General features: G+C 41.2%; 26 protein-coding genes and 1 riboswitch. Of the genes, 19 read left to right on the top strand and 7 right to left on the bottom strand.

Annotated features, from left to right (window positions below):
• Positions 1–102: 102 nt before the first annotated feature.
• From NSQ72_RS18370 to NSQ72_RS18310, 13 genes are all read left to right on the top strand, one after another.
• On the top strand, positions 103–942 hold the full coding sequence (locus NSQ72_RS18370; RefSeq protein ID WP_039182599.1) for a methyl-accepting chemotaxis protein: 840 nt from the start codon (positions 103–105) through the stop codon (positions 940–942).
• A gap of 169 nt (positions 943–1,111) precedes the next feature.
• Positions 1,112–1,927, top strand: a complete 816-nt coding sequence (locus tag NSQ72_RS18365; RefSeq protein ID WP_330545743.1) for a YwqG family protein — start codon at positions 1,112–1,114, stop codon at positions 1,925–1,927.
• 321 nt (positions 1,928–2,248) lie between these two features.
• Positions 2,249–3,133 (top strand): LysR family transcriptional regulator, encoded by an 885-nt coding sequence (locus NSQ72_RS18360; RefSeq protein ID WP_341084904.1) that lies wholly within the window; start codon positions 2,249–2,251, stop codon positions 3,131–3,133.
• Between the two features lie 79 nt (positions 3,134–3,212).
• Positions 3,213–4,241 carry an LLM class flavin-dependent oxidoreductase gene (locus NSQ72_RS18355; protein WP_008355598.1) on the top strand — a complete coding sequence of 343 codons (1,029 nt, stop codon included), beginning with the start codon at positions 3,213–3,215 and terminating at the stop codon, positions 4,239–4,241.
• A 15-nt stretch (positions 4,242–4,256) separates the two neighbouring features.
• The gene (locus NSQ72_RS18350; RefSeq protein ID WP_059377422.1) at positions 4,257–5,102 is read left to right on the top strand and encodes a MetQ/NlpA family ABC transporter substrate-binding protein; all 846 of its coding nucleotides are present in this window, start codon (positions 4,257–4,259) and stop codon (positions 5,100–5,102) included.
• A 23-nt stretch (positions 5,103–5,125) separates the two neighbouring features.
• The gene (locus NSQ72_RS18345) at positions 5,126–5,539 is read left to right on the top strand and encodes an OsmC family protein (RefSeq protein ID WP_077233713.1); all 414 of its coding nucleotides are present in this window, start codon (positions 5,126–5,128) and stop codon (positions 5,537–5,539) included.
• 17 nt (positions 5,540–5,556) lie between these two features.
• Positions 5,557–6,420, top strand: coding sequence for a MetQ/NlpA family ABC transporter substrate-binding protein (locus tag NSQ72_RS18340; protein WP_341084900.1), 864 nt, complete (start codon positions 5,557–5,559; stop codon positions 6,418–6,420).
• Positions 6,417–7,742 carry an LLM class flavin-dependent oxidoreductase gene (locus tag NSQ72_RS18335; RefSeq protein WP_341084898.1) on the top strand — a complete coding sequence of 442 codons (1,326 nt, stop codon included), beginning with the start codon at positions 6,417–6,419 and terminating at the stop codon, positions 7,740–7,742. The genes NSQ72_RS18340 and NSQ72_RS18335 overlap by 4 nt, the downstream gene beginning before the upstream one ends.
• A gap of 20 nt (positions 7,743–7,762) precedes the next feature.
• The gene (locus tag NSQ72_RS18330) at positions 7,763–8,785 is read left to right on the top strand and encodes a methionine ABC transporter ATP-binding protein (RefSeq protein ID WP_341084897.1); all 1,023 of its coding nucleotides are present in this window, start codon (positions 7,763–7,765) and stop codon (positions 8,783–8,785) included.
• Between the two features lie 19 nt (positions 8,786–8,804).
• Positions 8,805–9,455, top strand: coding sequence for a methionine ABC transporter permease (locus tag NSQ72_RS18325; RefSeq protein ID WP_034738276.1), 651 nt, complete (start codon positions 8,805–8,807; stop codon positions 9,453–9,455).
• A gap of 339 nt (positions 9,456–9,794) precedes the next feature.
• Positions 9,795–10,628, top strand: coding sequence for a BglG family transcription antiterminator LicT (licT, locus tag NSQ72_RS18320; protein WP_024423922.1), 834 nt, complete (start codon positions 9,795–9,797; stop codon positions 10,626–10,628).
• 327 nt (positions 10,629–10,955) lie between these two features.
• Positions 10,956–12,863 carry a beta-glucoside-specific PTS transporter subunit IIABC gene (locus tag NSQ72_RS18315; protein ID WP_341084896.1) on the top strand — a complete coding sequence of 636 codons (1,908 nt, stop codon included), beginning with the start codon at positions 10,956–10,958 and terminating at the stop codon, positions 12,861–12,863.
• A complete protein-coding gene (locus NSQ72_RS18310; protein ID WP_341084895.1) occupies positions 12,835–14,253 on the top strand; it encodes a glycoside hydrolase family 1 protein in 1,419 nt (472 codons plus the stop codon). Before NSQ72_RS18315 ends, NSQ72_RS18310 begins: the two co-directional genes overlap by 29 nt.
• 53 nt (positions 14,254–14,306) lie before the next feature.
• Here NSQ72_RS18310 and NSQ72_RS18305 read toward each other — a convergent pair whose 3' ends face one another.
• The 5 genes from NSQ72_RS18305 to NSQ72_RS18285 all read right to left on the bottom strand — a co-directional run bounded on the left by NSQ72_RS18305 (position 14,307) and on the right by NSQ72_RS18285 (position 20,463).
• Entirely contained in the window at positions 14,307–15,431 is a 1,125-nt protein-coding gene (locus NSQ72_RS18305) for a 5-methyltetrahydropteroyltriglutamate--homocysteine S-methyltransferase (protein ID WP_341084894.1), read from the bottom strand.
• Between the two features lie 88 nt (positions 15,432–15,519).
• Positions 15,520–15,632: riboswitch (SAM riboswitch) on the bottom strand.
• Positions 15,633–15,714: 82 nt separating this feature from the next.
• Positions 15,715–17,034: a gluconate:H+ symporter gene (locus NSQ72_RS18300; protein WP_024423918.1), complete on the bottom strand. Its 1,320-nt coding sequence runs from the start codon at positions 17,032–17,034 to the stop codon at positions 15,715–15,717.
• A 50-nt stretch (positions 17,035–17,084) separates the two neighbouring features.
• Entirely contained in the window at positions 17,085–18,506 is a 1,422-nt protein-coding gene (locus NSQ72_RS18295) for a four-carbon acid sugar kinase family protein (RefSeq protein ID WP_251180924.1), read from the bottom strand.
• A gap of 7 nt (positions 18,507–18,513) precedes the next feature.
• Positions 18,514–19,407, bottom strand: a complete 894-nt coding sequence (gene garR / locus NSQ72_RS18290) for a 2-hydroxy-3-oxopropionate reductase (protein WP_044334415.1) — start codon at positions 19,405–19,407, stop codon at positions 18,514–18,516.
• Positions 19,408–19,605: 198 nt separating this feature from the next.
• Positions 19,606–20,463, bottom strand: a complete 858-nt coding sequence (locus tag NSQ72_RS18285; protein ID WP_181286087.1) for a MurR/RpiR family transcriptional regulator — start codon at positions 20,461–20,463, stop codon at positions 19,606–19,608.
• A 161-nt stretch (positions 20,464–20,624) separates the two neighbouring features.
• Between NSQ72_RS18285 and NSQ72_RS18280 the strand changes: the two genes are divergently transcribed.
• Positions 20,625–21,302, top strand: coding sequence for a DUF3298 and DUF4163 domain-containing protein (locus tag NSQ72_RS18280; protein WP_064498846.1), 678 nt, complete (start codon positions 20,625–20,627; stop codon positions 21,300–21,302).
• A gap of 87 nt (positions 21,303–21,389) precedes the next feature.
• Here NSQ72_RS18280 and NSQ72_RS18275 read toward each other — a convergent pair whose 3' ends face one another.
• Together NSQ72_RS18275 and pepT are read right to left on the bottom strand one after the other, a co-directional pair.
• Entirely contained in the window at positions 21,390–21,569 is a 180-nt protein-coding gene (locus tag NSQ72_RS18275) for a hypothetical protein (protein WP_039182574.1), read from the bottom strand.
• 289 nt (positions 21,570–21,858) lie between these two features.
• Positions 21,859–23,091: a peptidase T gene (gene pepT / locus NSQ72_RS18270; RefSeq protein ID WP_039182570.1), complete on the bottom strand. Its 1,233-nt coding sequence runs from the start codon at positions 23,089–23,091 to the stop codon at positions 21,859–21,861.
• A gap of 226 nt (positions 23,092–23,317) precedes the next feature.
• Here pepT and NSQ72_RS18265 point away from each other — a divergent pair, with 226 nt between their 5' ends.
• The 5 genes from NSQ72_RS18265 (at position 23,318) to NSQ72_RS18245 (ending at position 26,725) form a co-directional block, all read left to right on the top strand.
• Positions 23,318–23,641 (top strand): WXG100 family type VII secretion target, encoded by a 324-nt coding sequence (locus NSQ72_RS18265; RefSeq protein WP_024427532.1) that lies wholly within the window; start codon positions 23,318–23,320, stop codon positions 23,639–23,641.
• Positions 23,642–23,645: 4 nt separating this feature from the next.
• Positions 23,646–24,842, top strand: coding sequence for a DUF6861 domain-containing protein (locus NSQ72_RS18260; protein WP_024427531.1), 1,197 nt, complete (start codon positions 23,646–23,648; stop codon positions 24,840–24,842).
• A gap of 12 nt (positions 24,843–24,854) precedes the next feature.
• Complete coding sequence (locus NSQ72_RS18255; RefSeq protein WP_341084892.1) at positions 24,855–25,613, top strand: hypothetical protein; 759 nt, start codon at positions 24,855–24,857, stop codon at positions 25,611–25,613.
• 21 nt (positions 25,614–25,634) lie between these two features.
• Positions 25,635–26,162: a YfjD family protein gene (locus NSQ72_RS18250; protein ID WP_058838437.1), complete on the top strand. Its 528-nt coding sequence runs from the start codon at positions 25,635–25,637 to the stop codon at positions 26,160–26,162.
• 98 nt (positions 26,163–26,260) lie between these two features.
• Positions 26,261–26,725, top strand: a complete 465-nt coding sequence (locus NSQ72_RS18245; RefSeq protein ID WP_039182560.1) for a helix-turn-helix domain-containing protein — start codon at positions 26,261–26,263, stop codon at positions 26,723–26,725.
• Positions 26,726–26,758: the final 33 nt, after the last annotated feature.

The raw sequence follows: 26,758 nt of genomic DNA, 5'->3' as shown, positions 1-26,758 counted from the left end.
GGTCATTTGATTGATATTAGTACACATTACAGGCTGTAATAGATCATATAACGAACCGATAAAGAAGGTGTACTGAGAAAAAGAGAGGATGAACGTAAGCGAATGTCACAGAGAATTGATAACATAATAGACGCTTTACCAATCATTGGACTTGCTATGAGAGAACAGCTAACCTTTTCTGTTTTAGGGAAAGAGAAGGTTCTTTATTATCAGCAACATGGGAATATTGATTTAGGATTTAAAGCTGGTGATACAGTAGATCCTGGATTCCAAAACTTTGCGATGCTGAAAAATGGGAGAGAACCATCGTTTATCCAAATTCCGAAAGAAGTATACGGGATTCCAATGGATATCGTAGCCGTTCCAATTACTGATGAATCAGGTCAAGTGGTTGCTGCCTTCTGTGTGGCCTATGACCAAACGAATCAACAACGATTAGAGCACATCATGACGGAGAGCAACGAGGCTTCCGAAAAACTAGTCGCAATGGTACAGCAGGTTGCCGCACATTCAGAGGAACTACAAGCGACAAGTGAACAAATTCTACAAAATACGAAAACCACTGTCGAAAATTCCTCTAAAATCAATCAAGTGTCTAATCTCATTAAAGGTATCTCTGATCAAACGAACTTACTTGGACTTAACGCATCAATAGAAGCTGCAAGAGTGGGAGAAGCAGGAGCAGGCTTTGGAGTGGTCGCAACAGAAGTGAGAAAGCTGTCAACTCACGCGAAACAGGCGACAACTGATATTGAAACAGCCCTAAAAGATGTGCAGGGATCGATCAAAGGAATGGAAGAAGAAATTGCGCAAATTGTCGCTTCCTCTGAGCATCAGGCAGAACTTGTTGGCACTTTTACAAAAATTATTGAAGGTCTTCATGAAACAAACGAAACAATGAAATCATTGGCAAACGACTTAGTGAACTATCAAGTGAAATAAAAGAACGACAAAACCTCCAGCTGAATTGGAGGTTTTTTTATCATTTCAAGGTGAGAAACTTGTTAGAATTATGACCGTTTTATCGCTGACAGGCAGGATACACTTCTGTATGATAGAAAAAGAGAGACTAGTTTTGTCATTAGACCTATTCATAAGGAGGAAGATCATCGTGACACAATCAGCGAAGCTGAAAGAAATACTTGCACCCTACCGTCCGTTGTTAGATAAAACTGAAAAACCAATGATTCAATTGCAGATGAAACAAGGAAAAACAGGACCATACGACAGCAAAATAGCTGGTGATCCTTACTTCCCCAAAAACGATGAATATCCAGTTGACGGCGAAGGACATCCGATGAAACTTTTGGCACAAATTAATTTCGGACAGCTGCCGAAGCTGAAAGATTATCCAGAAACAGGACTTTTGCAAGTCTTTATTTCTGTGCATGATGATCTTTATGGAATGAATATTGACCATAAAACAGAACAAAAAGATTTCCGGATCAAATTTATTGAAGAACCTTTCTTAGCAGAAGAAGAGTTATTGACCGATTTTTCTTTTGTGAAAATTCCAGACGATTTTTATTTTCCTGTTACGAAGGAAGGCGCAATTACAGGTGAATTAGCAAGCGAAACGATCAGTGTAGGAGATTTCCGTTTTGAAAAAGTCACAGGAAAGAACAGCTGGAACCTATTTGAAGATGCAGATGGTGTTAATGGTGATGAAGCAGATACCCTGTTGGATGAATTCTATGAAACAGCGAGTGGCTTTGGTCACAAATTGGGCGGGTATCCAGGGTTTACACAAGAAGATCCGCGTACTTATGAAGATCAAGAACATACCGTTTTGTTATTGCAAATTGACTCAGATGATGAAGTAGATATGTTGTGGGGAGATTGCGGAATCGCCAACTTTTTTATCAAACCAGAAGACCTCAAACGAAAAAATTTCGAGAATGTCGTCTATAATTGGGACTGTTCTTGATTTTGTAAAAACACTCTTTATAGAAGATTTGCCTACGGTATGCACCTCCATCTCAGATGGAGGTTTTTTTGTGGTCAAAGCTCTAACGATTATTGATAGAAAATATCTATTAACCTATAAAAGTATTCGAATGAAATCAAATTGACCGTGAAAAAATTGAAGGATAATATTAATATAAATTAAACATACAAATTTACTGTGTTTTAATTTACATGATAAGTCAAATTAGAATTTTATTCATTTATATTTTAAATATCTGAATTGTCTGATTAATATCTGTGTGATAGAATGTGAAACATTAATTTACAAAGAAGGTGCGCCATGAACATTGACCACTTAGAGGCATTTGTTTATGTTAATCATTTTGAGAGTTTTAGAAAAGCAGCGGACGCACTGTTTTTGTCACAGCCTTCTGTCTCTGCAAGAATTCAGTCTTTAGAGCGCGAACTCAATACAAAATTGTTCATGAGAAAAGGGAAACAGTTTCACCTCACTGAACAGGGAAAGAATTTCTTACCATATGCCGAGGAGATTTTAAAAAGTTATCAAAATGGAAAAAAACAATTACATGTGCCGAACGAAAAAGATCAAGTCACGATTGGTTCCAATTTATTAATGGCACAATATTATTTACCATATCTATTACCGTATTTGAGCAAATGCTACCCAAATGTGACATTTAAAACGATGACGACAACGAATGATTCGATGCTCGAAGCGATTTTAAATCAACAGGTGGAATTTGGATTAATGAAGCATACTTCCCATCCAGGAGTGGATTCTTTTAAACTGTTAGACAATCAAATTCACTTGATTGTTCCACCAGATCATGAATTATTGTCGAATGAGAAGCCAACGATTGAGGATATTAGCCATCATCCCATTGTCTTTTATCAATGTGGCTCATTTGATTGGACAATGATTCATAAAATATTTGAAGCACTTCCAGAGACGCCTAATATTGGTTTTCACACAGACAATCTTGAGGTAGCTAAAGAACTAATTAGACATGGAAAAGTCGGTTTTTTACCTGAATTGAGTGTGATGAAAGAGCTGAGAGAAGGCACGTTGATGAAAAAGAAATTGAACATGCTAAGCGTGAGTCATCAAATCAGTCTTGTTTCATTAAAAGGCACAAAATCTGTTTTTACTGATCGTGTCAAAGCGATTTATCAACAATTCAATAGGAGCCTAATGCTTGCATAAATGAGATTTGTCTACATATAAATCATACTATTTTTATAGTGATAATCAGTTTTGATAACCATAGATGAGGTGATTAATGATGTCGTCACTAAAATTAAGCGTTCTTGATCAAAGTACTGTCCATCAAAATGAGACCGCTCAAGAAGCTTTGCAGCATACCGTCGAACTAGCAAAGATGGCAGATGAAAAAGGATTCCATCGGTTTTGGGTAGCGGAACACCACAATATGAAAGAGCGTGCAGGATCTTCGCCGGAGGTGCTCATTTCATATCTGCTCGCTCAAACAAAACAAATCAAAATCGGATCTGGTGGAGTGATGCTGCAGCACTATAGCCCATATAAAGTTGCGGAGAACTTCAATGTACTAGCCAGCCTTGCACCAGGAAGAGTGGATCTCGGTGTAGGGAAATCACCTGGTGGACTGCCTGTCTCAACTGCTACCTTACAAAAAGGTGTATCACAGGATCATTATCCGTTCACAGAAAAAATCAAAGAGCTGGCCCTGTGGCTTCATAACCAAAAACATACGGATGAAAAAGGGGATGAGATTAGAGCCTATCCGCTCCCGCCGGTACCTGCTGATCTTATTTTGCTTGGTACAAGTAAGGGGAGTGCTGAGCTTGCTGCTAAACTAGGCGTTTCCTTTGTCTTTGCCCAATTTATCAATAGTGATGAACAGGAACTAGAGGGAGCAATCGAAGCATTTCAACAGAACGTAGATCCACATGTACAGAAGAAGCCGGCATTCATTCTCGCATTGCCTGTTATCACAGCTGAAACCAATGAAGAAGCGAAAAGCCTTATTTCAAATGACGAAATTGTCAAAGTCCACTTAAAGAGTGGAAAAACATTTACCCTAGCAAGCGAAGAAAATGCAAGAGAATTTGGAAATCAAAGCGGAGAACCCTATGAGATTAAAAAACAAGAGCGAAAGATCATTTTCGGCACACAGGCGTTAGTTCGAGAGGAGCTACTTGCTTTGCAGAAGAAGCTGGGAATTGATGAATTTATCATTTTGACACCAATTGATGATGCGGAAAAACGAAAAAGGTCTCTTGTTCTTTTAAAGGATGCCTTTCATCACGATCACGCAGAGACATTGGCATAAAAGGAGAAGATGACAATGAGAAAAAATAGTGTGTTTATTTTACTAGCAATGATAGTGACAGTCCTAGCCGCATGCGGTGGTCAACAGTCAAGCAGCAAAGGAAATCAGGATAAAATTGTGATTGCATCACAAGGATCAGACGCCCAAGTTTGGCAGTTTATTGCGAAATCAGATGAGGCAAAAAAAGCAGGTTTGAATATTGAAGTCAAAGAATTTAATGACGGCGTGCAAATCAATGAAGCCACAAATGATGGTCAAGTAGATGTGAATGCCTTCCAATCACTATCCTATTTCCAAGATTACGTGAAGAAAAAGAAGGCAAAGCTTGTCGCCATCGCCACAACGTATCTTGAACCAATGGGGCTTTACTCTGACAAATATCAAAAACTTGAGGACATTCCAAACGGTGCGAAAGTGGCGATTCCAAATGATACAGCGAATACTGCAAGAGGACTCAGAGTGCTAGAAAAGGCTGGTCTCATCAAGCTGAAGTCTGATTTCAACTCTTTTAGCACCTTGAAGGACATTGATGACAATCCGAAAAAGCTGCAATTTGTTGAAACAGATGGTACAGCTACGGCACGAGTGCTCCCGGATGTAGACGCTGCGCTAATTGGAAACAGTGTTGCACTTGATGCCGGTCTAAACGCCATTAAAGACTCGCTATATCACGAAGAAGTAAATCAAGATACGAAGGCGAATATCAACCTGCTTGTGACACAAGAAAAAAACAAAGACAACAAAACGTTAAAAAAACTAGCAGAGGTTTATCATTCAAAAGAAGTTCAGAACTATGTCAAAAAAGAATTTGGCGGAACGAAAATTCCTGTCGATAAACCAGTCAGTGAAATCACGAACTAAAACGAATACAGGAGATGAATGCTATGACAAATATTAAATTAGATGGTGAAGAATTTTCGATTTATAACGAAAGTGGCAAACAGGTAAAAGGCAGTCGCACCATAGGAACAGAGGGTTTAACACCACTTGAATTATTAGGCGCTTCACTTGGATACTGCACATCGCTCAATTTACGAGTGTTATTAGAAAGAGAAGGAACTCCGATCACAGAGGAAAACTTCAATGTGGCTGTCCAAGCCCAAAAAGCAGTGGAGGGACCATCCAGAGTAGAAAAACTGCACCTGTCAATCAAGCTACCTAAAGAATTAAGTGAAGAGGCTCGTCAAAAGGTCATTACATCTGCTGAAAGAGGCTGCACCATTAGACGTTCACTCGTGAATGCCATTGATATTACATTTGAGGACGTGACAAATCAAACAAAAGCCGTTAGTTCATAAAGAGGAGATGAATCTACATGAGAAAAATCAATATACTCGCTTTTATTTTCATACTGAGCCTCCTTGTTACCTCTTGCGGACAAACAAATGCGTCGAATGAAAAACAAACGCTGACTTTAGGAACCACTGAGGCAACCCTTGATTTTTGGAAGGTTGTAAAGGAAGAGGCGAAAAAGAAAGGCCTTACTTTAGAGTTAAAAACATTTACTGGTGGCGTTGATCTGAATCAATTAACAGAAGATGGCGAAATAGATGCGAACTCCTTTCAGCATCTTGCCTATTTAACAAGCTGGAATAAAACAAGAAAGGGCGAACTGGTAGCGGATATTGCTACCATTGCAGCGCCTCTCGGTATTTACTCTAAAACAAGAAAGAGCTTAAAAGATATTAAAAAGGGCGATAAAATTGCGATTCCAAATGATGATAGCAACTGGCCTCGTGCCCTCGTATTATTGCAAAATGCCGGTTTAATCAAGCTAAAGGATGATTTTAATGGACAAGGGGGAGAGGACAAAATCTTAGAAAATCCATACAACTTAGACATTGTTCCTGCTCAAGCGGCAAACCTGCCCCGTCTTTTAGATGATGTGGATGCAGCGGTCATCAATAATGGTATAGCCCTTGAAGCAGGCTATAAATTGAAAAGTTCTTTATATCATGAAAGTAAAAAAGAAGCTCCGTACGTTAATGTAGTTGCTGTGACAAAGGATGTCCAAAAGGAGAAAAGGAAAGAGCTTGATACAATCACAGAGATTTTACATTCTAAAAAAATCACGGATTATATTACGAATCACTACGAAGGAAATTTTCTTCCAGTCACCACACCGATTGATCAATTACTAAAGGAATATGACAAAGCTCTACAAAAAGAGGGGGCGTGAGCATGACCAAAGAGATGAAATTAGCCGTATATCTCGTTGGGTCTGGTATGCATCTTGGCTCATGGAGACTCCCTCATGTGCAAGCAGATGCAAGCATTGATGTGAATTTTTACCGAGAAATGGCTCGGAAAGCAGAGGAAGGAAAACTTGATGCGGTATTTATTGCAGACAGCCTTGCCATAGATGAGAATTCACACCCTCATATTCTTAATCGGTTTGATCCAGCGATTCTCATTACGGCAATGGGCGCTGCTACAAATCGGATTGGTGTTGTAGCTACTGCTTCAACAACCTATAGTGAGCCATATGTGCTCGCAAGACAGTTCGCATCTATTGATCATGTGACTGGAGGACGTGCTGGGTGGAATGTCGTCACCACAGCAGACGCAACGGGGCGAACTGCACAAAACTTTGGACGAACGTCACATGTCAAACATGATGACCGTTACCAAATGGCAGAGGAATTCATCGATGTCGTGCAAGGATTATGGGATTCCTGGGAAGATGATGCCTTTATTCGAGATAAGGAGACAGGGAAATTTTACGATGAACAAAAGGTGCATCCAATTCATCATAAAGGTACATACTTTCAAGTTCGAGGTCCTTTAAATATAGGAAGAACACCCCAAGGGCAGCCCGTCATCTTTCAGGCGGGCTCTTCTGAACCAGGACAACAATTTGCCGCACGTACAGCGGAAGTGGTATTTAGTCATAAGAAGGATTTGCAATCTGCTCAAGCGTTTTATAAAGAATTGAAAGAGCGGCTGCCTCAATTCGGAAGAAGGCCGAATGAACTTCATATTTTACAAGGGATATCACCGGTTATCGGAAGAACAAAAAAAGAAGCACAGGAAAAAAAGCGTCAGCTGGACGAAGCGCTCCTGCCTGAGCAGGCACTAAAGTTCTTATCTGGTTATGTTGGAAATGTGGATTTAACGGCTTACTCTCCAGACACGCCTGCAAAAGAGGTGGCGTGGACGGAAGTAGATAGTATTCAAAGTGACTTTGAAACGATCATGCGTATCATCAATGAGCAAAACCCAACAGTTGGTGAGCTTTATGCCAAGGTGAGCAATGCAGCTTCACATGACCGTTGGATTGGTACACCAGAACAAATAGCAGATGAAATGGAGAAATGGGTGGATGTAGGAGCAGCAGATGGATTTATGCTGATTCCTGCTGTTCTCCCAGATACTTTAAAAGACTTTGTCGAGCTCGTTGTGCCTATTTTACAGGAAAGAAAATTATTCCGTACCGATTACAAAGGGCACACGCTTCGGGAGCATTTAGGGCTTCGTGTACCAGTGAACCGATATCAATAAAGTAAAGAGAGGTCCAGCCAATGATTGAATTTAAAGATGTACAGAAAGTATATCAGAGTGGACAGCAAAATATTGAAGCCTTGTCCAACATCAATCTGACCATCGAAAAAGGTGATATATTCGGTGTGGTTGGATATAGCGGGGCGGGAAAAAGCACACTATTAAGACTCGTGAACTTACTAGAACGACCAACAGCAGGAGAGGTAAAGGTAAATGGAAAAATATTGACCTCACTGTCTAAAGCGAACTTAAGGAAAGAGAAAAAAGACATTGGCATGATTTTTCAGCATTTTCATTTACTTCAATCAAAGACAGTGTTTGATAATGTGGCTTTGCCGCTTCTATTAAGCGGAAGCTCAAAGCGGAAAATCAAAGAAAGAGTAGATGAGCTTTTATCATTCGTAGGTCTTGAATCAAAGGCGAACAATTATCCAGAGCAGCTATCTGGAGGACAAAAGCAGCGTGTCGGAATTGCACGTACACTGGCAACGAATCCATCCATTCTTCTATGTGATGAAGCGACATCTGCACTTGATCCAGATACGACGTCTGCGATCTTAGACCTCCTTAAAAAAATCAATCAAGCATATGATATTACGATTCTGTTAATCACTCACGAAATGTCTGTCATTCGAGATATCTGTACAAAAGTAGCTGTCATGGAAAACGGTCAAATCGTTGAAAAAGGTTCAGTGTATGAGATTTTTTCTCATCCGCAAACTGATATTGCAAGACGTTTTGTCAGAACGGTTATCCATGAGCATTTGCCAAATAGCATAATTGAAGAATTAAAAAATGGTCAAAAAACGGTGTGGAAAATGAACTTTATTGGTCACAGTTCCAGCAAACCGCTCCTATCCACAATTGCAAAGAAATATGATATTGATGTCAATGTCTTGTCGGCTAATATTTCAGAAATTCAAGATACCCCTTTTGGCAATATGATTGTTGAAGTGACAGGCGAACAAACCGAGATTGAAAAAGCTTTTTCATATATTCAACAGGAGAAGATCAATGTACAGGAGGTAGCGGGTCTTGACTAGTACATCGCAGCTTTTTGGAATGGAAGTATCGCTAGATCAACTTTTAACCGGATTTGGTCAAACATTATATATGGTCACTTTATCCCTTTTATTTTCTATCATTATTGGGCTGCCACTTGGAATTATTCTGGTGATCACAAGAAAGGGACACATTTGGGAGCAGTCGGCCATTTTTCATCTGTTGAATTCTGTCATTAACATTTTACGCTCGATCCCGTTTATTATTTTACTTGTTGCACTTATTCCATTTACTCGACTCGTCGTTGGAACAGCGATAGGAACGACTGCAGCAATTGTACCGCTCGTTGTTTACGCCGCACCGTATATCGCACGACTTGTTGAAAACTCACTTCTTGAGGTAGATAAGGGGATAATTGAAGCGGCAGAAGCGATGGGAGCGACAATTTGGCAAATCATTTATCGATTTTTATTGCCTGAAGGTCTCAGCTCACTTGTGCTTACATTTACAACAGCTACAATTGGTTTGGTAGGAGCATCTGCAATGGCAGGTGCAGTTGGAGCAGGCGGAGTTGGTGATTTGGCATTGACGTATGGGTATCAGCGCTTTGATACAGCCACCATGGTGGTCACTGTTTTCGTACTGGTTGTGATTGTACAGGTCATTCAATCCGCTGGTAACATCACATCCAAAAAAATTAGAAGGCGTTAACAGTTTGGAAAGATTTATGTATGAAAGAGAAAGGATGTCATTCAACTCGTGAGTGTTTTTTCTAAACTTCAAAAAATGAACACCTTTGTATTTTATAAAGTTAAACAAAGTGCTAAAATGTCATTTATTTTAGCACTTTGTTGTTTTTTCATATGTTTTTAGACTTTTTTGCCCCTATTTCGTCATTTCTAAGAGGCAATATGTCATTCTTACTAGTTGACCGGATCAAAAAAAAATGTAAAATCATCTTAAAGTCCTCTTTTTTGAAAATAATAATAAAATGACATATCAATCAACGATAAAATGCTCGAAAAAGCGGAATGTACTGGGGGGTATCAATTGATCATTTCGAAAGTAATCAATAATAATGTTGTCAGTGCGTATGATGACGAGCAGCATGAGCTGGTCATTATGGGCAGAGGGATCGCGTTTCAAAAGAAAAGCGGAGACCCGATTGACGAAGAACGAATCGAGAAGGTATTTTCTATTCAAAATAAAGATATATCAGAAAAATTCAAAACCCTGCTTTATGATATTCCAATCGAGTATATGCAAGTGTGCGAGGCGATTATTGAGCATGCGAGAACGACTCTTAACAAAAATCTAAATGACAGCATCTATGTGACGCTGACGGATCATATCACCTTTGCCATAGAACGTCATCAAAAAGGGATGGACATCAAAAATGCCTTGCTCTGGGAAATCAAACGGCTGTATAAAGATGAGTTCAGATGTGGTTTAGAAGCTATTCGGATCATTGAGGACAAGCTGAGCATCCATCTTCCTGAGGATGAAGCCGGCTTTATTGCCATGCATATTGTCAATGCAGAGCTCAATGAGGAAATGCCAAACGTGATTCAAATCACCAAACTCATTCAAGATATTTTAAACATCGTAAAGTATCACTTTCAAATTGATTTAGACGAGGAATCATTAAATTATTTCCGATTTGTGACGCATTTGAAGTTTTTCGGACAGCGTCTGTTTAACGAAACACAAATGGAAAATCAAAATGAGTTTCTGTATGAAGTGGTAAAAGAGAAAAACACTGCAGCTTTTCAATGCGCAGAAAAAATTAACGAGTATGTTCAAAAAGAATACAACCGAAGTCTCATAGAAGATGAAATGCTATATTTAACTTTGCATATAGACAGAGTAATAAAAAGAAAATAAATTCAAAAAGAAAGCGTTGACATCACAAAATTAACATGATAATTTATAACTATAAACTAAATAACCCACAATCTTTTAGGATTGTTACTGGTCAAGCAGGCAAAACCTAAATCATTGTCCCTATCTTTGATAAGGCATGATTTAGGTTTTTTTATATCTAAAGACTTATAAAAATTAAATAACGATCAATCGCTATGAAGGATTGTTACTGGTTAAGCAGGCAAAACCTAAATATCGATTAATGTCTGAATCGCTATTTCTCGGACATTAATGGATGTTTAGGTTTTTTCTATATCAAGATGAAATCAACGATTGGAGGGTAACACAATGAACCACAAACAAACAGCAAAAGAAGTGCTAGAACTTGTCGGCGGTGAAAAAAATGTTAAGCAAGTCACACATTGTATGACAAGACTTCGCTTCAACTTATACGATGAAAGCAAGGCAGATAAAGAAAAGCTGCAATCAACAGACGGCGTCATGGGCGTGAATCAAAGCGGAGGTCAATATCATGTCATTATCGGCAATGATGTCTCAAATGTCTATCAAGCGATGATTGCTGACTCTGGACTATCAACAGATGTAAAATCAGGCGGTACAGAAGAAGCGTCAAAACAAAATGTGATATCAAAGCTATTTGATTTTATCTCTGGTGTCTTCACACCGATTCTTCCAGCCATCGCTGGAGCCGGTATGATCAAAGGGATTTTGGCACTGATGCTCACATTCCATTGGATATCAGATAAAAGCAGCACGTATGCGATTTTAACAGCTATCGGAGATGGAGCCTTTTACTTCTTACCGATTCTACTTGCTGTAAGCGTAGCCAAAAAAATTGGTACAAATCAGTATATCGCAGCTGCCATTGCAGCAGCAGCACTGCACCCGCAGTTAACCGCTTTACTGGGTGCGGGAAATACAGAATTTCTCGGCTTGCCAGTGGTTGCCGTTGTGTACTCTTCATCGGTGATTCCAATTCTTCTTACCATTTGGCTCGGCTCATATGTTGAAAGATTCGCAGAAAAATATAGTCCAAAATCATTAAAGATCATCCTTGTTCCAACAGTTACACTTCTTGTCGTTGTACCGGTTATGCTCATCGCGGTTGGACCACTTGGTGGAATTATCGGTAATGGCCTTTCAGGTGGAATTGATTTATTGTTTAAACATGCAGGGATTTTGGCAGGGCTCTTGATAGGCGGATTCATGTCACCATTGATCATTACGGGCATGCACTATGCACTGCTTCCAATCATGATTAACAACATTACGTTAAACGGTTTTGACTTTATACTTCCAATGATGTTTGTAGCGAATATGGCACAAGCAGGCGCAGCATTCGGTGTCTTCTTAAGATCAAAAAACAAAACATTCAAATCATTGGCGATGTCTACAAGTATCACAGCCTTAATGGGTATTACTGAACCTGCTATGTATGGTGTGAACATGCGATTGAAAAAACCGTTCCTTGCAGCCCTCATTGGTGCAGCAGCAGGCGGCGTGTTCATGTCGATCTTTAAAGTAAAATCATATGTGATATCTGGATCAGCAGGCCTCCCAGGTCTCCCAACATTCATTGGACCAACATTTGTCTACTCAATCATCGGTTTAGTGATCGGATTTGTTGTAGCAACGATCATGACACTTGTTCTAGGCTTCAAAGATGTACCAGTAAAAGAAGATACAAAAGCAGACAAACCAGAAGATAAGAAAGATACAGCAGCGCTTCAAAATGAAGTGGTACAAAGCCCGCTTGAAGGTCAATTAAAGCCGCTCAATCAAGTAAATGATGCAACATTCTCTAATGAAATCATGGGTAAAGGTGCAGCCATTGTACCAACAGTTGGTCGTGTTGTCGCACCGTTCAACGGCAATGTTGAAACCATTTTCCACACAAAACATGCCATTGGCTTGAAGAGTGACCAAGGCACAGAACTTCTTATTCATGTCGGGATTGACACGGTAAAACTTGATGGAAAGTATTTCACAAGTCATGTGCAGTCCGGTGATCTTGTACAAGCAGGGGATGTGCTGGTTGAATTTGATATCAAGGGTATTCAGCAAGAAGGCTATGATGTGACCACACCTGTTATTGTCACCAACACGAATGATTATGCACAAGTTGATGCGAAAACAGATGGAACGATTACAGTAAAAGAGACACTGCTCACAGTCAGTGTAGAAGAAAAAGAGGAGGGCATTCAACATGAACAAGTTAGAAAAAACATTTCCTAAAGGTTTCTTATGGGGCGGCGCTGTTGCAGCCAACCAAATTGAAGGTGCAAATAACAAAGATGGAAAAGGCTTATCGACAGCAGACGTATCACCGCATGGTATTATGCACCCATTCGATGAATCAATGAAAGACCTTAACTTATATCATGATGCCATCGATTTCTACCATCGCTATAAAGAAGATATTGCACTCTTTGCAGAAATGGGATTCAAGTGCTTCAGACTATCCATTTCTTGGCCGCGTATTTTTCCAAATGGCGACGATGCGGAACCGAATGAAGCAGGCCTCGCTTTTTATGAAAGAGTATTTGATGAACTGCATAAGCATGGAATTGAGCCAGTTGTCACGATCTCTCACTATGAAATGCCGCTTGCACTTGTGAAAAACTACGGCGGATGGAGAAACCGTAAGCTTGTGGATCTTTATGAAACATACGCTAAAACATTGTTCACTCGCTTTAAAGATAAAGTGAAATATTGGATGACCTTCAATGAAATTAATGTCGTGTTACATGCGCCTTTCACTGGCGGCGGGCTTGTATTTGAAGAAGGTGAAGATGAGAAAAGCATTCAATATCAAGCAGCGCATCACCAATTTGTGGCAAGTGCTCTGGCTGTTAAAGCAGGACATGAAATCATTCCAGATGCAAAAATTGGCTGTATGATTGCAGCGATGACCACATATCCGTACAGCTCAAGACCAGAGGATATGTTTGCTGCAATTGAGCAAGACCGTAAAACATTGTTCTTCTCAGATGTGCAGGCAAGAGGCTATTACCCAGGTTACATGAAACGTTATTTCCTTGAAAATGACATCAACATTGAGTTCCAAGACGGGGACGAAGACATTTTAAGAAACCATACAGTTGACTATATTGGCTTCAGTTATTATATGAGTTTTGTGACGAGTACAGATCCAAAGGTCCTTGAACAAGTTACTGGTGGTAACCTATTTGAAGGTGTGAAAAACCCATATCTGGAAGCAAGTGATTGGGGCTGGCAAATTGATCCGAAAGGACTTCGTACAACACTGAATCAGCTGTATGACCGCTACCAAAAGCCATTGTTTATCGTAGAAAATGGATTGGGTGCTGTCGATCAAGTAGAAGAAGACGGATCAATTCAAGACGATTACCGAATTGATTACCTCAGAAGCCATTTGCTAGAGGCGAGAGAAGCCATCGCAGACGGAGTAGACCTGATCGGTTATACAAGCTGGGGCCCAATTGACCTAGTCAGCGCATCAACGGCTGAAATGAAAAAACGCTACGGCTTCATTTATGTCGACCGTGATAATGAAGGAAACGGTACATTAGATAGAAAGAAAAAGAAAAGCTTCGATTGGTATAAACAAGTGATTGCGACGAATGGAGATCATTTAGACGCTTAACAAAAAGAGACAAACCGCTCATACGGCGGTTTGTCTTTTTTTCGTCAAAGGGACTAAGAAGTCCACACTTGATCAGCAATCTCAATCACATGACGCAGTTTTTCCCATTGCTGCTCTTCTGTTAACAGATTGCCTTCCTCTGTTGAGGCGAATCCGCATTGTGGACTCAAACAAATTTGGTTAATGTCCACATATTGAGCCGCTTCCTCAATGCGTTTTTTAATCTGTTCAACTGGCTCAAGCTCACCGTATTTTGAAGTGACAAGGCCTAGTACGATTTGAAGGTTTGGGTTCTTCACATATCGAAGAGGCTCAAATCCGCCAGAACGATCGTCGTCGAATTCTAAAAAGAGACCATCAAGATCTAAGCCTGCGAAAATTGTTTCTGCCGCTGCTTCGTAACCACCTTCAGCTGCCCAAGTTGATTTAAAGTTACCACGGCAAATGTGCATCGTGATCACCAAATCCTCTGGGCGGTCGGCAACAGCTTCATTGATCGTCTTCGCAAATGACTCACGAAGTTCAGCTTCTTCACGGCCAAAGGCTTTGATTTGTTCGTGGCCTTTTTCAGAAAAGAACACGGCCCATGCCGTATCATCCAGCTGCAAGTAGCGGCAGCCTGCATCATAAAAAGCACGGATGGCTTTCTTATACGCCTGTGCCACATCATGGTGGAATTCCTCTAAGCTGTTATACACTCCTTCTTCAAGCTTTCCACGGAAAAAGAGCATATTCGGACTTGGAATCGTCATTTTAGCCGTATGATCACCAGCGATGCTGTGCAGGAAACGATAATCCTCCAGCATTGGATGATCTGTAAAATCGATCTTGCCTGTTACCTTAATACCTCTAGCTTTTGTCGTTGTGTTATGAAATTGAATGCCTTGATCTGCTTCAAATCCTTCAACCCCATCGAGTCCTTCAAGAAAGTCAAAATGCCACCATGCACGTCTGAACTCACCATCTGTGACAACCTCTAACCCAATTTCTTTTTGCTTCTCTACAATACGTGTGATTTCTTCGTTTTCAATTTGTCGGAGCTGCTCTGCTGTCAGCGTACCGTCTGCCTTTTGCTTGCGTGCTTCCTTGATGCGTTCTGAACGTAGTAAGCTTCCTACTTGATCTGCGCGGTATGGCGGTTTCGTTGTTTTCTTTCCAATGGTTTGTACTTGTGTCATGCTGAATCCCTTCTTTCTTCAGGTTAAAAAATCAAATAAAAAAGCTCTTCCTTGGATAAGGAAGAGCATCATATACTGTGAGAACTCTGCCTTATCTTCAAACAAGCATCTGCTTGCTTAAGGAATTAGCACCATTCTGTTCCTAGGAACAGCGGTTGCCGGGTTTCACAGGGCCAGTCCCTCCACCACTCTTAATAAGGTTACCTTTTGATTCAATTTTCTTAATAAACACAATTATTCAACCTTTTCAGGGAAAAGTCAATGGTTTTTACAATTTAATTTCCTACATGAACAAATCAGCAACAAGAACACCAGCAAGTCCGACAAGTGAAAGCACGGTGACCATCAATGTCCACGTTTTAAAGGTTTGAGCCATTGATAGGTTAAAGTATTCTTTATAAATCCAGAAACCCGCATCATTCACATGAGAGAACGTGATACTGCCGGCACCTGTTGCGATCACCATTAATTCAGGGCTGACACCCGTCAGGCCAATCAGTGGTGCAGAAATGCCAGCCGCCGTGAGACCGGCGACAGTCGCTGATCCTAAAGAGACACGAAGGACAGCAGCAATGAGCCAAGTCAGAAGCAGGGGAGAAAGTGTGCTTCCTTGCATAATACCTGCAATATATTGATCGACGCCGCTATCAATGAGCACCTGTTTAAAGGCGCCTCCGCCCGCAATAATTAATAAAATCATAGCAATGGAGCCGATAGAATCCGTGATGGACTTCATCACGTCCTGCATGCTCTTTCCTCTTCCAAGCCCAAACGTGTAGATGGCAAGCAGCACTGAGATTAATAGTGCAATCGCCGGTTCGCCTAAAAACTCAGCGGTAGGCAGCAATGGGGAGGAAGGGAAGAAAATTTCTAGAAATGCTCTGAAAGTCATAAGCAATACAGGCAAAACAGCGGTGAAAATGCTAATGCCGAAGCTAGGCATTTCTTCTTCTGTGAATTCCTTTGGATTAAATAAGTTCTTTGGGATATGTGCGTGCAACTGGTCTTTTTTAAATAGTTTTGTAAACAGAAGTCCACCTACTAAAACAGCAGGAATCGCTAAAATAATCCCAACCAATAAGGTTTGTCCCATGTTTGCTTGAAAGACATTCGCAATGGCAGTCGGCCCTGGGTGAGGAGGGAGGAAGCCATGTGTGGTGATGAGAGCAGCGACAAGCGGCATGCCCACATACAGCACAGGAAGTCTTGCAGCCTGAGCGATCGTAAAGACTAATGGAATTAAAATAATGAATCCGGTTTCATAAAATAGAGCAATTCCAATCACAAATCCAGTCAGCATCGTCGCCCATTGGATTTTTCCGATGCCAAATCGGTCAATGAGTGTCATCGCGATACGCTGAGCACCGCCAGAATCAGCCATCAATTTCCCAAGCATCGCTCCAAAACCGAGAACGAGTGCCAGGTGTCCGAGCGTACTGCCAAGTCCTTTTTCGACGGAAGCAATCGCTTCTAGTGGTGTCATCCCTTCTAACACAGCAACAATTAAAGAGACAATAATCAAAGAAATGAAAGCGTTTAACTTAAAGACAACCATGAGTAAAAGCAATAACAAAACGCCAAGTCCAATAAACACTAACGACATGATCTTTCCTCCTTTGTGGTGCATAAGGGGGCGCAAACACCCCCTATGCCTTATCCTTCAAGTATGTCTACAGCTTCTTTTAACGTATCCTTTGACCCAACATTTCCCGGGAAAATCACATAAGACATGAAAGGGAATTTACTTTCTTCTCCTGTTTGCCAAACAGGGATCCCTGGTTTGATTTGACCTGCCACGGTCGCACGTCTCACGCTAAGACCTCTTGTCCCAATATCGCTGGAAGTAATTCCGCCTTTGGCAATGAGATACTTAGGACGAATGGTGAGGCGCTGGACAATACTTGTCACAGCATCACTAATCTGTACAGAGAGCTTTAATTCTTCCTCTTGGCGATCATCCCCAAGATCAAGCCGTTCTCTTCTTGTATAAACAGCCACAGATTGACCTGCTACCAACAGTGCTTCAGTTTGCTGAATGACACGGTCAATTTCTTTGCGAAAGGCATCAGGCTCTAACACGAGGTGGGTATTAAATTCAATAAAAGCCATCTCTTTATTTTGCTCAAGCGCTTTTAATTGTTCTGTTGTTTTTTTCACATGAGAACCGATCATAATGAGACCACCATGAGGGCTTTCTTCTTGTATCAAGTCACCTCTTGTTAATAAGGCCTGATCCCCTATACCGCCAAGTACTTTTGTGAGCGCGGCCGCACTTCTGAACATCAGCTGCTGTCCTGCTTGAATGGCTTCAATGAGAGCGGTGACAAAGACTTTGACATCGTCATAGTCCACTGCGTTTACAACCACCTTTTTGAAATCCTTCACACCCATGATCTGTTGTTTGATTTGATCGATGCGTAAAGCCCGCAGATCAGCTAACGAAATGTAGGTTGTGTTCTCTTTTGTGAACAATCCCTCTGACTTTTCTTCAATCCATTCTCCTAGATGAGAGGATTGAAAGCCGAATGTACGGTCTCTTGCAAATTCTGTATCACCAGCAGGAATTAATTCGTGTCCTTCCTGTACGTAATGAGTATTGTCGATCGTAAAGCGTCCGCCTTCTTGGAAAAAAGGAAGAAGGATTTCTCCATCGAACTGGCGGGAGCTTTGCTGTTCAATGGTCGTTTTGAGTACTTCAGTTTCAAGCGGAAAGTGTCCGCGAAGAGTAGAATCTCCTCGGCTGACAATGATGAATTCCTGATTAAGCCGTTCAGCCACCTTTACAATGGTTGCAGCAATGGTTTCGTGCGCAGCGGCAGTTTCTTTCTCTGTCATACTGCGAGAATTGGTCAGTATAAAGAACATGCGGCTGTCTTCAAGAAAACCAGCCTCAATGCTTTCTTCTGACCAATCGGTGAAAACAGAGACGCCATGTACGGTTTGAATCCCTGTTGGATCATCGTCTAATACAATGACTTTATGCTGAAAGCTGCTCAGTGCTTGTTCGTATGCTGATTGAATGGCCTTTGAATCTGCTTTTGGAATGGCATTCAATATGTCAGTACTTTGCTTCATGACCATCTCATCCTTTCTTTACTTCGACATGAGCCATTTTTTCGTAATATTGAACGATGCCGCCATGATCAAGCCCGGATTTTCCGTCTGCTTTGAGGGCGTGGAAGATTTCAAGCAGCTGGCTAGAAAGGGGAAGAGGAACACCGATATCATGAGCAGTTTCCATGACATTGGTTAAATCCTTCAAGTTGATGTCGATGCGTCCGCCAGGTTCAAAATTTCGTTCTAAGATGAGAGGAACTTTTGCATCGAGAACGGCACTTCCTGCCAGTCCGCCGCGGATGGCTTCATACATCTTATCAATGGCAATGCCTGATTTAGCGGCTAGAACGAGCGCCTCGGACATGGCCGCAATATTTAAATTGACGATGATTTGATTGGCTAGCTTCGCTGTTGTGCCGCTACCATTTGCCCCAACTAATACGACCTCAGTGCCCATCGCAAGCAGGACATCCTTCACTTGCTCAAAGATGGATTCTTCGCCGCCAGCCATGATGGCAAGTGTTCCGTCTATTGCCTTCGGTTCTCCGCCGCTGACAGGTGCATCGATAAATTCCACCTGATGCTGTTTGGCAAGAGCAGCTAAAGCCCTAGAGGTTACAGGAGAAATTGAGCTCATATCTACGATGACAGTGCCAGGTGCGGCTGTCGTTAAAATGCCTTGATCACCTGAAACGACTGCCTCTACATGCTCCCCTTTAGGAAGCATCGTGATAATGATATCGCTTTCAGAAGCTGCCTCAGCTGCTGAAACAGCACCCTTTGCTCCGGCTTTCTGTAACGATCGAATCGCTTCCTCATTTAGGTCAAAAACCGTTAAAGTATGACCGGCTTTTAATAGATTGAGTGCCATCGGTTTTCCCATAATACCTAGTCCAATAAATCCAATCTTCTTTGTCACGTTGTCCGCCTCCTATATAGAAAACCCTTACAAAAAGCGCTTTCTTTTCTTTGTGTTAGTATATATACTATCTTTTAAATTTAATAGTAGGAAATAAACTATTGTTCATTTAATGTACATGACGTGATAGGAACGTGTCAACGGAAAATATGAAAAAAGTCACAAAAAAAGACCGGAATCAGCTCCGGTCTTTTGCGTTCATGTTTTATTTTTAGCTACAGCTAATCGAGATCGTTTCACGTTTTCAATGGCATTTGATCCTAGCTCTAAAACAGCGGCGACGTATAGTACATCAATGATCACAAGCTGATTGATACGGGAGATCATGGAGTCCGATCGATAGGTTGTCTCTCTGGAAGAGCTAAGCAGATGAAAATCAGACCGTTTTGCGAGCTCTGATTTCGGATAGCTGGTGATAGAGGCAATTTTTGCCCCTTTTTCTTTTGCAAACTGTACGGCGTCAAGAATTTCTCTGCTTTCTCCTGAATGGGAGATTGCGACGATAAAATCGTGTTCCGTGGCGTGTGTTGCAATCATATTCATCATATGCGGATCACTGCAGAGGCTCACTTCAAAACCAAGCTGCAGGAACTTATGATAAGCATCACCAGCAATAAAGCTGGACGCACCTGCTCCAAAAAAGACGGTTTTATGTGCCTGTTTCATGTGTTCAATGAATTGTGTGACGGCATGATCCTCTAAAATATGCTTCATATCTTGAATAGAGTTTGTTGTTAACTCTATGACCTTATGTTTAATGTCAGCTACACTATCGGATGCCTCGATCTCGCCGTATATGGATTGAGGTGTATTGGTCGCGATATCCTGTGCGACATGGACACGAAACACTTGGTACGATTCATAGCCAATTTTTCTTAGAAAACGAAAAATCGTCGTTTCGCTTGTGCTGCATTCAGCAGCGAGTGCACTGATAGAATGAAGCACAACTTTCTGAGGGTTTTGTAAGATGTAATTGGCAATCTTTTTCTGGGTTGGGGACAAACTATGAAACGTCGTCCGAATGTGACTAAAAATATTCTCTTCTATGATAAACACCACACTTCATCTAGCATTCTATATTAAGCATACAGGAACTTATGAAAACGGTAAACAAACCAGATGTGGAAAAATGAAGAATAATATGGAAAAAATACTTCTTTTGGTTCTTTTGTCATGGTATACTCATTTGGTAATAGACAAAAATGGGGGTTTTTACTATGACAATGAAAAAAGGCCTAACGATCGGCCTGCTTATTTTCTCACTGATTGTTTCCTTGTTTGCGCCAGTTGGATCTGCGGATGCCAAACAAGCAAAAAAAGCAAAAGTAAGCACACATTATTATAAAAAGAAAAAAACGTTCAAATATGCACAGGTGAAAAACCTAAGCAAGGCGCATATGAAAACCATCAATCGTGATTTAAAAGAAGATATTGCTTTCTCTTATTCTACTTACTTGTTCTTAAAGGATGAAGCGAAAAAGGAAGGCTTTGGGAAGATCACGTACGAGAGATCGTTTAAAACGAAATTTAACAATGGGAAGAAACTAAGTATCTTAAACTATGACTACATGAATGATGGCAGCATGCACGGGGACACAATGGTTTCCAGCATGAACTATGTGTTAACAAAGAAAAAAACAAAGCAGCTGTTCTTGACTGACGTTGTGAAAACAAAGAAAAAGCGTACGAAAGTAAGAGATTATATTTATAACTACACAAAGAAACATAAAAGTAAATTCTATGCGAACCTGAAAAAAAGTGACATTGAAATCAACTACAACACACAGTATTACTTCACGAAAAAGGGAATTGCTGTTGTCTTCCAGCCATATGAAATTTCACCTTATTATGTTGGAATTCCTATGATTCAAGTTCCTGCGAAGGTATATAAATAAAAAGAAAAACGACCACTGAATCTGGTCGTTTTTTGCTATCTATGCCAACACAAAAAAGAGCCCCTCAAGAGACTCTTTTATTTGGATTTATACTTGTTTAGGTGCTTCGTTTAGTGGGTGACGGCGTTTTCCGTTGTAGTGGCGGCGCATACGAAAGATTTCAAACTCCGAAAGCTCTGCGCTTTTTCTTTTTTGGGTGCGGTTATCTTTTTTGAAAGAGAATAGTAAGTAGCAGCAAAGTGAAGCGATAATCAATAAAATCATCATATGACATTCCTCCAATTCATCCTATTCTTTAAGTGTAGACAGGGTGAGTGATGTTTATAACTGAAAATAAGCAGCAGAATCGGTTTAGTCCTTAAGGTTCATTCGATCTGCTATTTTAGGTCTAAAATACTGGTTGTTTTTAACTATTATATTTCCAGTTATTTCACTCGTCAAGAAGAATTTTTTCTGGGGTTGTCTCTATTAGTACGAATAAGTGTCATAAAAGTTTCAGAAAATTGTAAACTTTTATTAAAAAACCGTTCCCGAACAGGAACGGTTGTAAACATGTCTATGCTTTTTCTTCAAATAGACGGGCAATTTCAACGATAACTTCGGTTGCTTTCACCATGTTTTCAACGGAAATAAATTCATATTTACCGTGGAAGTTTTCCCCGCCAGTAAAGATGTTTGGCGTTGGTAGACCTTTATATGAAAGCTGTGAGCCATCTGTGCCGCCGCGGATTGGTTCAATGACCGGTGTGACTGAGCGATTTTCCATAGCTTCATGAGCTATGTCCACAATATGTTTCACCGGTTCAATTTTTTCTCTCATATTATAATATTGATCCTGAATGCTGAGGGTGATGCTGTTTTCTCCATAAGTGGCTTTTAAGTCATTTGCTATTTTTTCAAACAATGCCTTGCGATTGTTGAATTTCTCTTTATCAAAATCACGGATAATATATTGCAGCTCCGCCTCTTCTACTTCTCCTACAAATTTCGTCAGGTGGAAAAAGCCTTCGTAGCCTTCTGTATACTCCGGAGATTCGTCAGAAGGAAGTTTGTTATGAAAGAGCATCCCGATTTTCGCAGCGCTGACCATTTTGTCCTTAGCTGTTCCTGGGTGGACGTTGTTTCCTTTAATGGATACTTTCGCACCTGCTGCGTTGAAGCTTTCATATTGCAGCTCGCCAAGCGGTCCGCCGTCAATTGTGTAAGCATAGGAAGCGCCAAATGCATCAACATCAAACTTGTGCGGCCCTCTGCCAATCTCTTCATCTGGTGTAAAAGCGACGCGGATTTTTCCATGCTTGATGTCTGGGTGTTCGATTAGGTAATGCATAGCTGTCATAATTTCTGCGATACCAGCTTTGTTATCAGCACCAAGCAGGGTAGTGCCATCTGTTGTGATCAGCGTATGTCCTTGGTACTTTTGTAAATTTGGAAACTGTTGTGGAGATAAAACGATATGTAGATCTTCATTTAAGGTAATGTCGCCGCCTTGATAGTTCTCATGAAGCTGCGGCTTTACATTTTTGCCGGTGAAATCAGTGGCGGTGTCGATATGAGCCAAAAAGCCAATGGTCGGCACGTCTTTGTTTGTGTTAGACGGAATCGTTCCCATGACATAGCCGTTTTCATCCATTGTCACTTCTTGAATCCCGATGGACTTCATTTCTTCAACAAGCTGTCTCGCTAGGTTCAATTGTCCTTCAGTAGATGGGCAGCTTTCCTTTTCTGCATCTGACTGCGTATCTACCTTCACATAACTTGTGAAACGCTGAATCATTTCCTCTTTCATCTATACGTCACTCCTTTTGTAGAATACGTCCATTTTATCACGTCTTGAATGCGCTTCATAACAAGAAAGGCTTTCTCTGGCAATTAGAGAGGAAAAAGGCCTACTTTCATTAGGTGATGTGCTGAATGGTTCTTTAGGGTGATTTTTTTGGGTGTCTTTTTATTTATAATGAGGACATATAAAATCATCCATTTGTACGTTAAATTGGGAGAAAGGGGTGCGAAAGTTGGATTCTAGTCAAACGCTGGCACTCGCTCAAAAGTTTCAGGAAGCGGCTGATGAGATTCGGCAGTCAAAGCAGCTGCTGGAAAATCGGCTGAAGGCAGTAGGATCAGGCTGGCAGGGAGAAGCAAGAGATAAATTTGATCAAAGCTTTGAAGAAACAACGGCACGCTATGATCAATTTGAAAAGGATTTGCTTGAAACAAGTCAGGAACTGCGTGATGCAGCGGTCAAAATTGAGGAGCGTAAAGCTGAAATTGCCAGAATGGAAGAGCTTGAGCGAAAGAGACGAGAAGAACGGAGAGAAAGAAACAGAGAAGGGAGATGATGTGATGGCACGTGACATTGTGGTTGATCCAGATCAGCTGACAGGGCTGGCGAATGATTTTGTAGGCGAGCTGTCAGCCATTGAAACGAAGCACCGCGATTTACATAGTGAACTGGACGGGCTGATTTTAGGCTGCGATCCTCGGTATAGGAGCTGTTTTTCTGGTGTCGGGGATGCATGGGGAGCAGGACAAGCGTTAATCAGCAAATTGAGCAGCGATGATATTGCCATTCGTCATGCAACAGATAAAATGGTCGAAGCAGATGATATATTGCGGAAATTGTACAGCATCTATGATCAATATGGTACACTCACGAGCTTAGCAGGTATCGTGATGATGCAGGCGAAATATTACGGGCTTGGAATGACGACCTTCATTAAAGAAAATGGCCGATATGCAGCGCAGCATTCGAAGCTGCTGCTTGATCTGACCAGCCGGGTAGAAGGAACGAGATTTGACCGGTTAGCAAGGATTTGGCTGAGTAAAAAAGAATTATTAAAACGATCGAACTGGCCGATGGCTGACTTGGTCCATAAGAAATTCACAAAATTTTATCCTGACGATACAGTTGCGTTCACGAACAGTGTCCGTGATTTTACAAAAGGAAGTATTAATTGGAAGGACACGGCTGCGATCAAGTCTGTTCTGAAAAATGGTGCAAGGTTTGCGAAAGGAAATGCCATCATTGCAACAGTTGTCACTGGTGCAACAGAAACAGTGGGCTGTGGATTGAAAATTGCCGAGAACTATGCAGAATTCGGTGATCAGCCAGAAGTCCTTAAGCGTGAAAATGCAAAGGCTGTTGGAAATGCAGTGAACAATACGGTCTTTATCGCTGGAGGTTCTGTCGCAGGTGCCGTTGTCGGCGGCGCTCTTGGAAGCTTTGCAGGCCCGATTGGTACCGTTGTTGGCGGAGCCATTGGTTCAGCGGTAGGTGGATTTATTGGAGAAAAAGTCGCCAAGCTGACATCCGGTTTTGCTGAACAGATGGCAGTGAAATTAAAGGACCCGATTCATGCGGTCGTGGATAAAGGGAAAAAAGCATTCGAACTGGCGGGGCAAGGTGTGAAAGCAGTCAATGATACCATTGATCAGGCAAATCAGGTGATACATAAAGGGATAGAAAAAACAAAAGAAACCGCAGATTCGCTCATAAAGGGTGCAGGCGATTTCTTTAAGGGTGCATTTTCTTTTGGATAAGGAGAGATCAAGTTGGATCAGCTAAGTCTAAGTATTGAGGAACTCATCTTTAGTTTTTACAGTGAAGGCTATTTTGAACAAGGCATGTCCTTAAAGGAAGCGTATTATCCTGATGTTGAGGATGAGCGCCTTGGGTTTTTATTTGAAATTGCGTGCCGTTCTTTGCTCGCAAAAGGTGTACTGGAATTTCGAAACAGACAATACCGTTATAAAGCGGAATACCGTCATTTCATCCAGGCGATGAATGATGCCTCTTACACCGTCAAGGCGTCTAGATTTGGAGATTTAGATGAAGAAATCAGCACCTCCTTTCACATAACTCAGGCGGGTGTATATGCGCATCATACGCTTTATGATCAACAAGTGCATCAAATTCGTAAACTGAGCGGCGATCAGCAGGCAGAAGAGCAAGTGACAGCCTTTTTCAACATACAGATGAATGATCACTCTGAACATGTCATCAGTCTTCAGGCAGAGGAATTTGAAATGCTGTTAGAGCAAGCAAGCGAAGCAAAAAATGAGTGGCCATCCTTTCTGAATCAAGCAGAGAATCAAGAGCTCGTGAAGGCATTTGTTTCTGATGTACAGACGAGAAAAGGAAAGATGGATTCCCTCATGAAGGTCGTCTATGACAAAAATAATACGCCTGATGTGGAGTCGATGATATTTGTCATTCCAGGTGAGAACCAATCGTGGCTTGTATCAGGAGTAAAAGAAAATCAATTTCGCATTGAGACGGCTCATCGAGACGGGTTCCGTTCTATATTCTAATGGAGAAAAGGAGAATGACGCTTGAATCCAAGTGAAGTAATAGAAGTAAGGAGCAGACCTTTTTTAAGAGTATGGGCATTCTTAGCAACGGGCGGCTTCGGTATCATCGGTATTTGGTTATTTTCAGAAGCTCTTACATTTGAATCGAACTATACATTGTTTTTATTTTTAGGCGGACTATTAGGTATTGTCTATGGCTGGATCTCCTTTTTGATGATTTTGCCTGCTTTTACGAAGAGGGGAAATGTGATTTTTCGCATTCAGCGCGGAGAGAATGGTGCTGTGCTGCACCGGGAGCGAACGATTCCTTTTCAAGATATTCAATCAATCGACATGCGCAGGCATCGGTACAGCATAAGAGGATTTCTTTTTATGGATGTGCTCATTCGGAAAGTAGATGGAAAATTGATCAGAATTCCGGCGTACAGCATTTTAGATGAAGAAGTATTTGAGCAGACCGTCAAACAGGAGATCTATCCATATTTACATCAGGCAGCCCAAGAAAATTGGAGACAGCAGCATGGCCAGGGAGAAGAGAAGACCGACTAAGCTGTTTTGTCAGAATTGTATAGGATGAGGCGCCACTTTTTCGAAAAAATCGTGTATGATGTCAGTAAAGACTGAACACTCGAAAGAGGTGATGAGATATGGATAAAGAGATGGTAATCGACCTCGTCACAGAACAAATGGCACGGATTCGAAAAGAAAAGGATTATACGCAGGATCGCATGGCGGAGGTACTTGGTCTATCGAAACGGCATTTACAGCAGGTTGAAAAAAACAGGCTGCGTCTCAATTGGACGCAATCCGCGGCCGTATGTGCATTATTCAGAGATAGTGACATTCTGAAAGGGACACTAGGGGATGACCCGCTTGAGATTTTGGAAGTTGTGGCACATGATGAATTACATCTATCAGTTGAGCGTACGATTGGCGGAAAGGTTTGGTGGAGGACGGCTGTCAAAAAAGGCACGTTTCGCCTTCAGCAAAATGTACTTAGTCAGCACTACCGCATCTTAGATGAGGAGAATTATCGCTATTATAGTTCTTTTAATAAAGAAGAAGCGAAGCGGCGCCTAGAGGAATTAAGCCAGCTGTCTTCTCCATATTGAGATTGGAAAAGGAAAGAGAGGCACCTGTTTGAT

It is taken from the genome of Bacillus sp. FSL R5-0659, from assembly GCF_038008785.1.
Classification (GTDB): domain Bacteria; phylum Bacillota; class Bacilli; order Bacillales; family Bacillaceae; genus Bacillus; species Bacillus safensis.
This window is presented reverse-complemented; position numbering and strand designations above follow the sequence as displayed.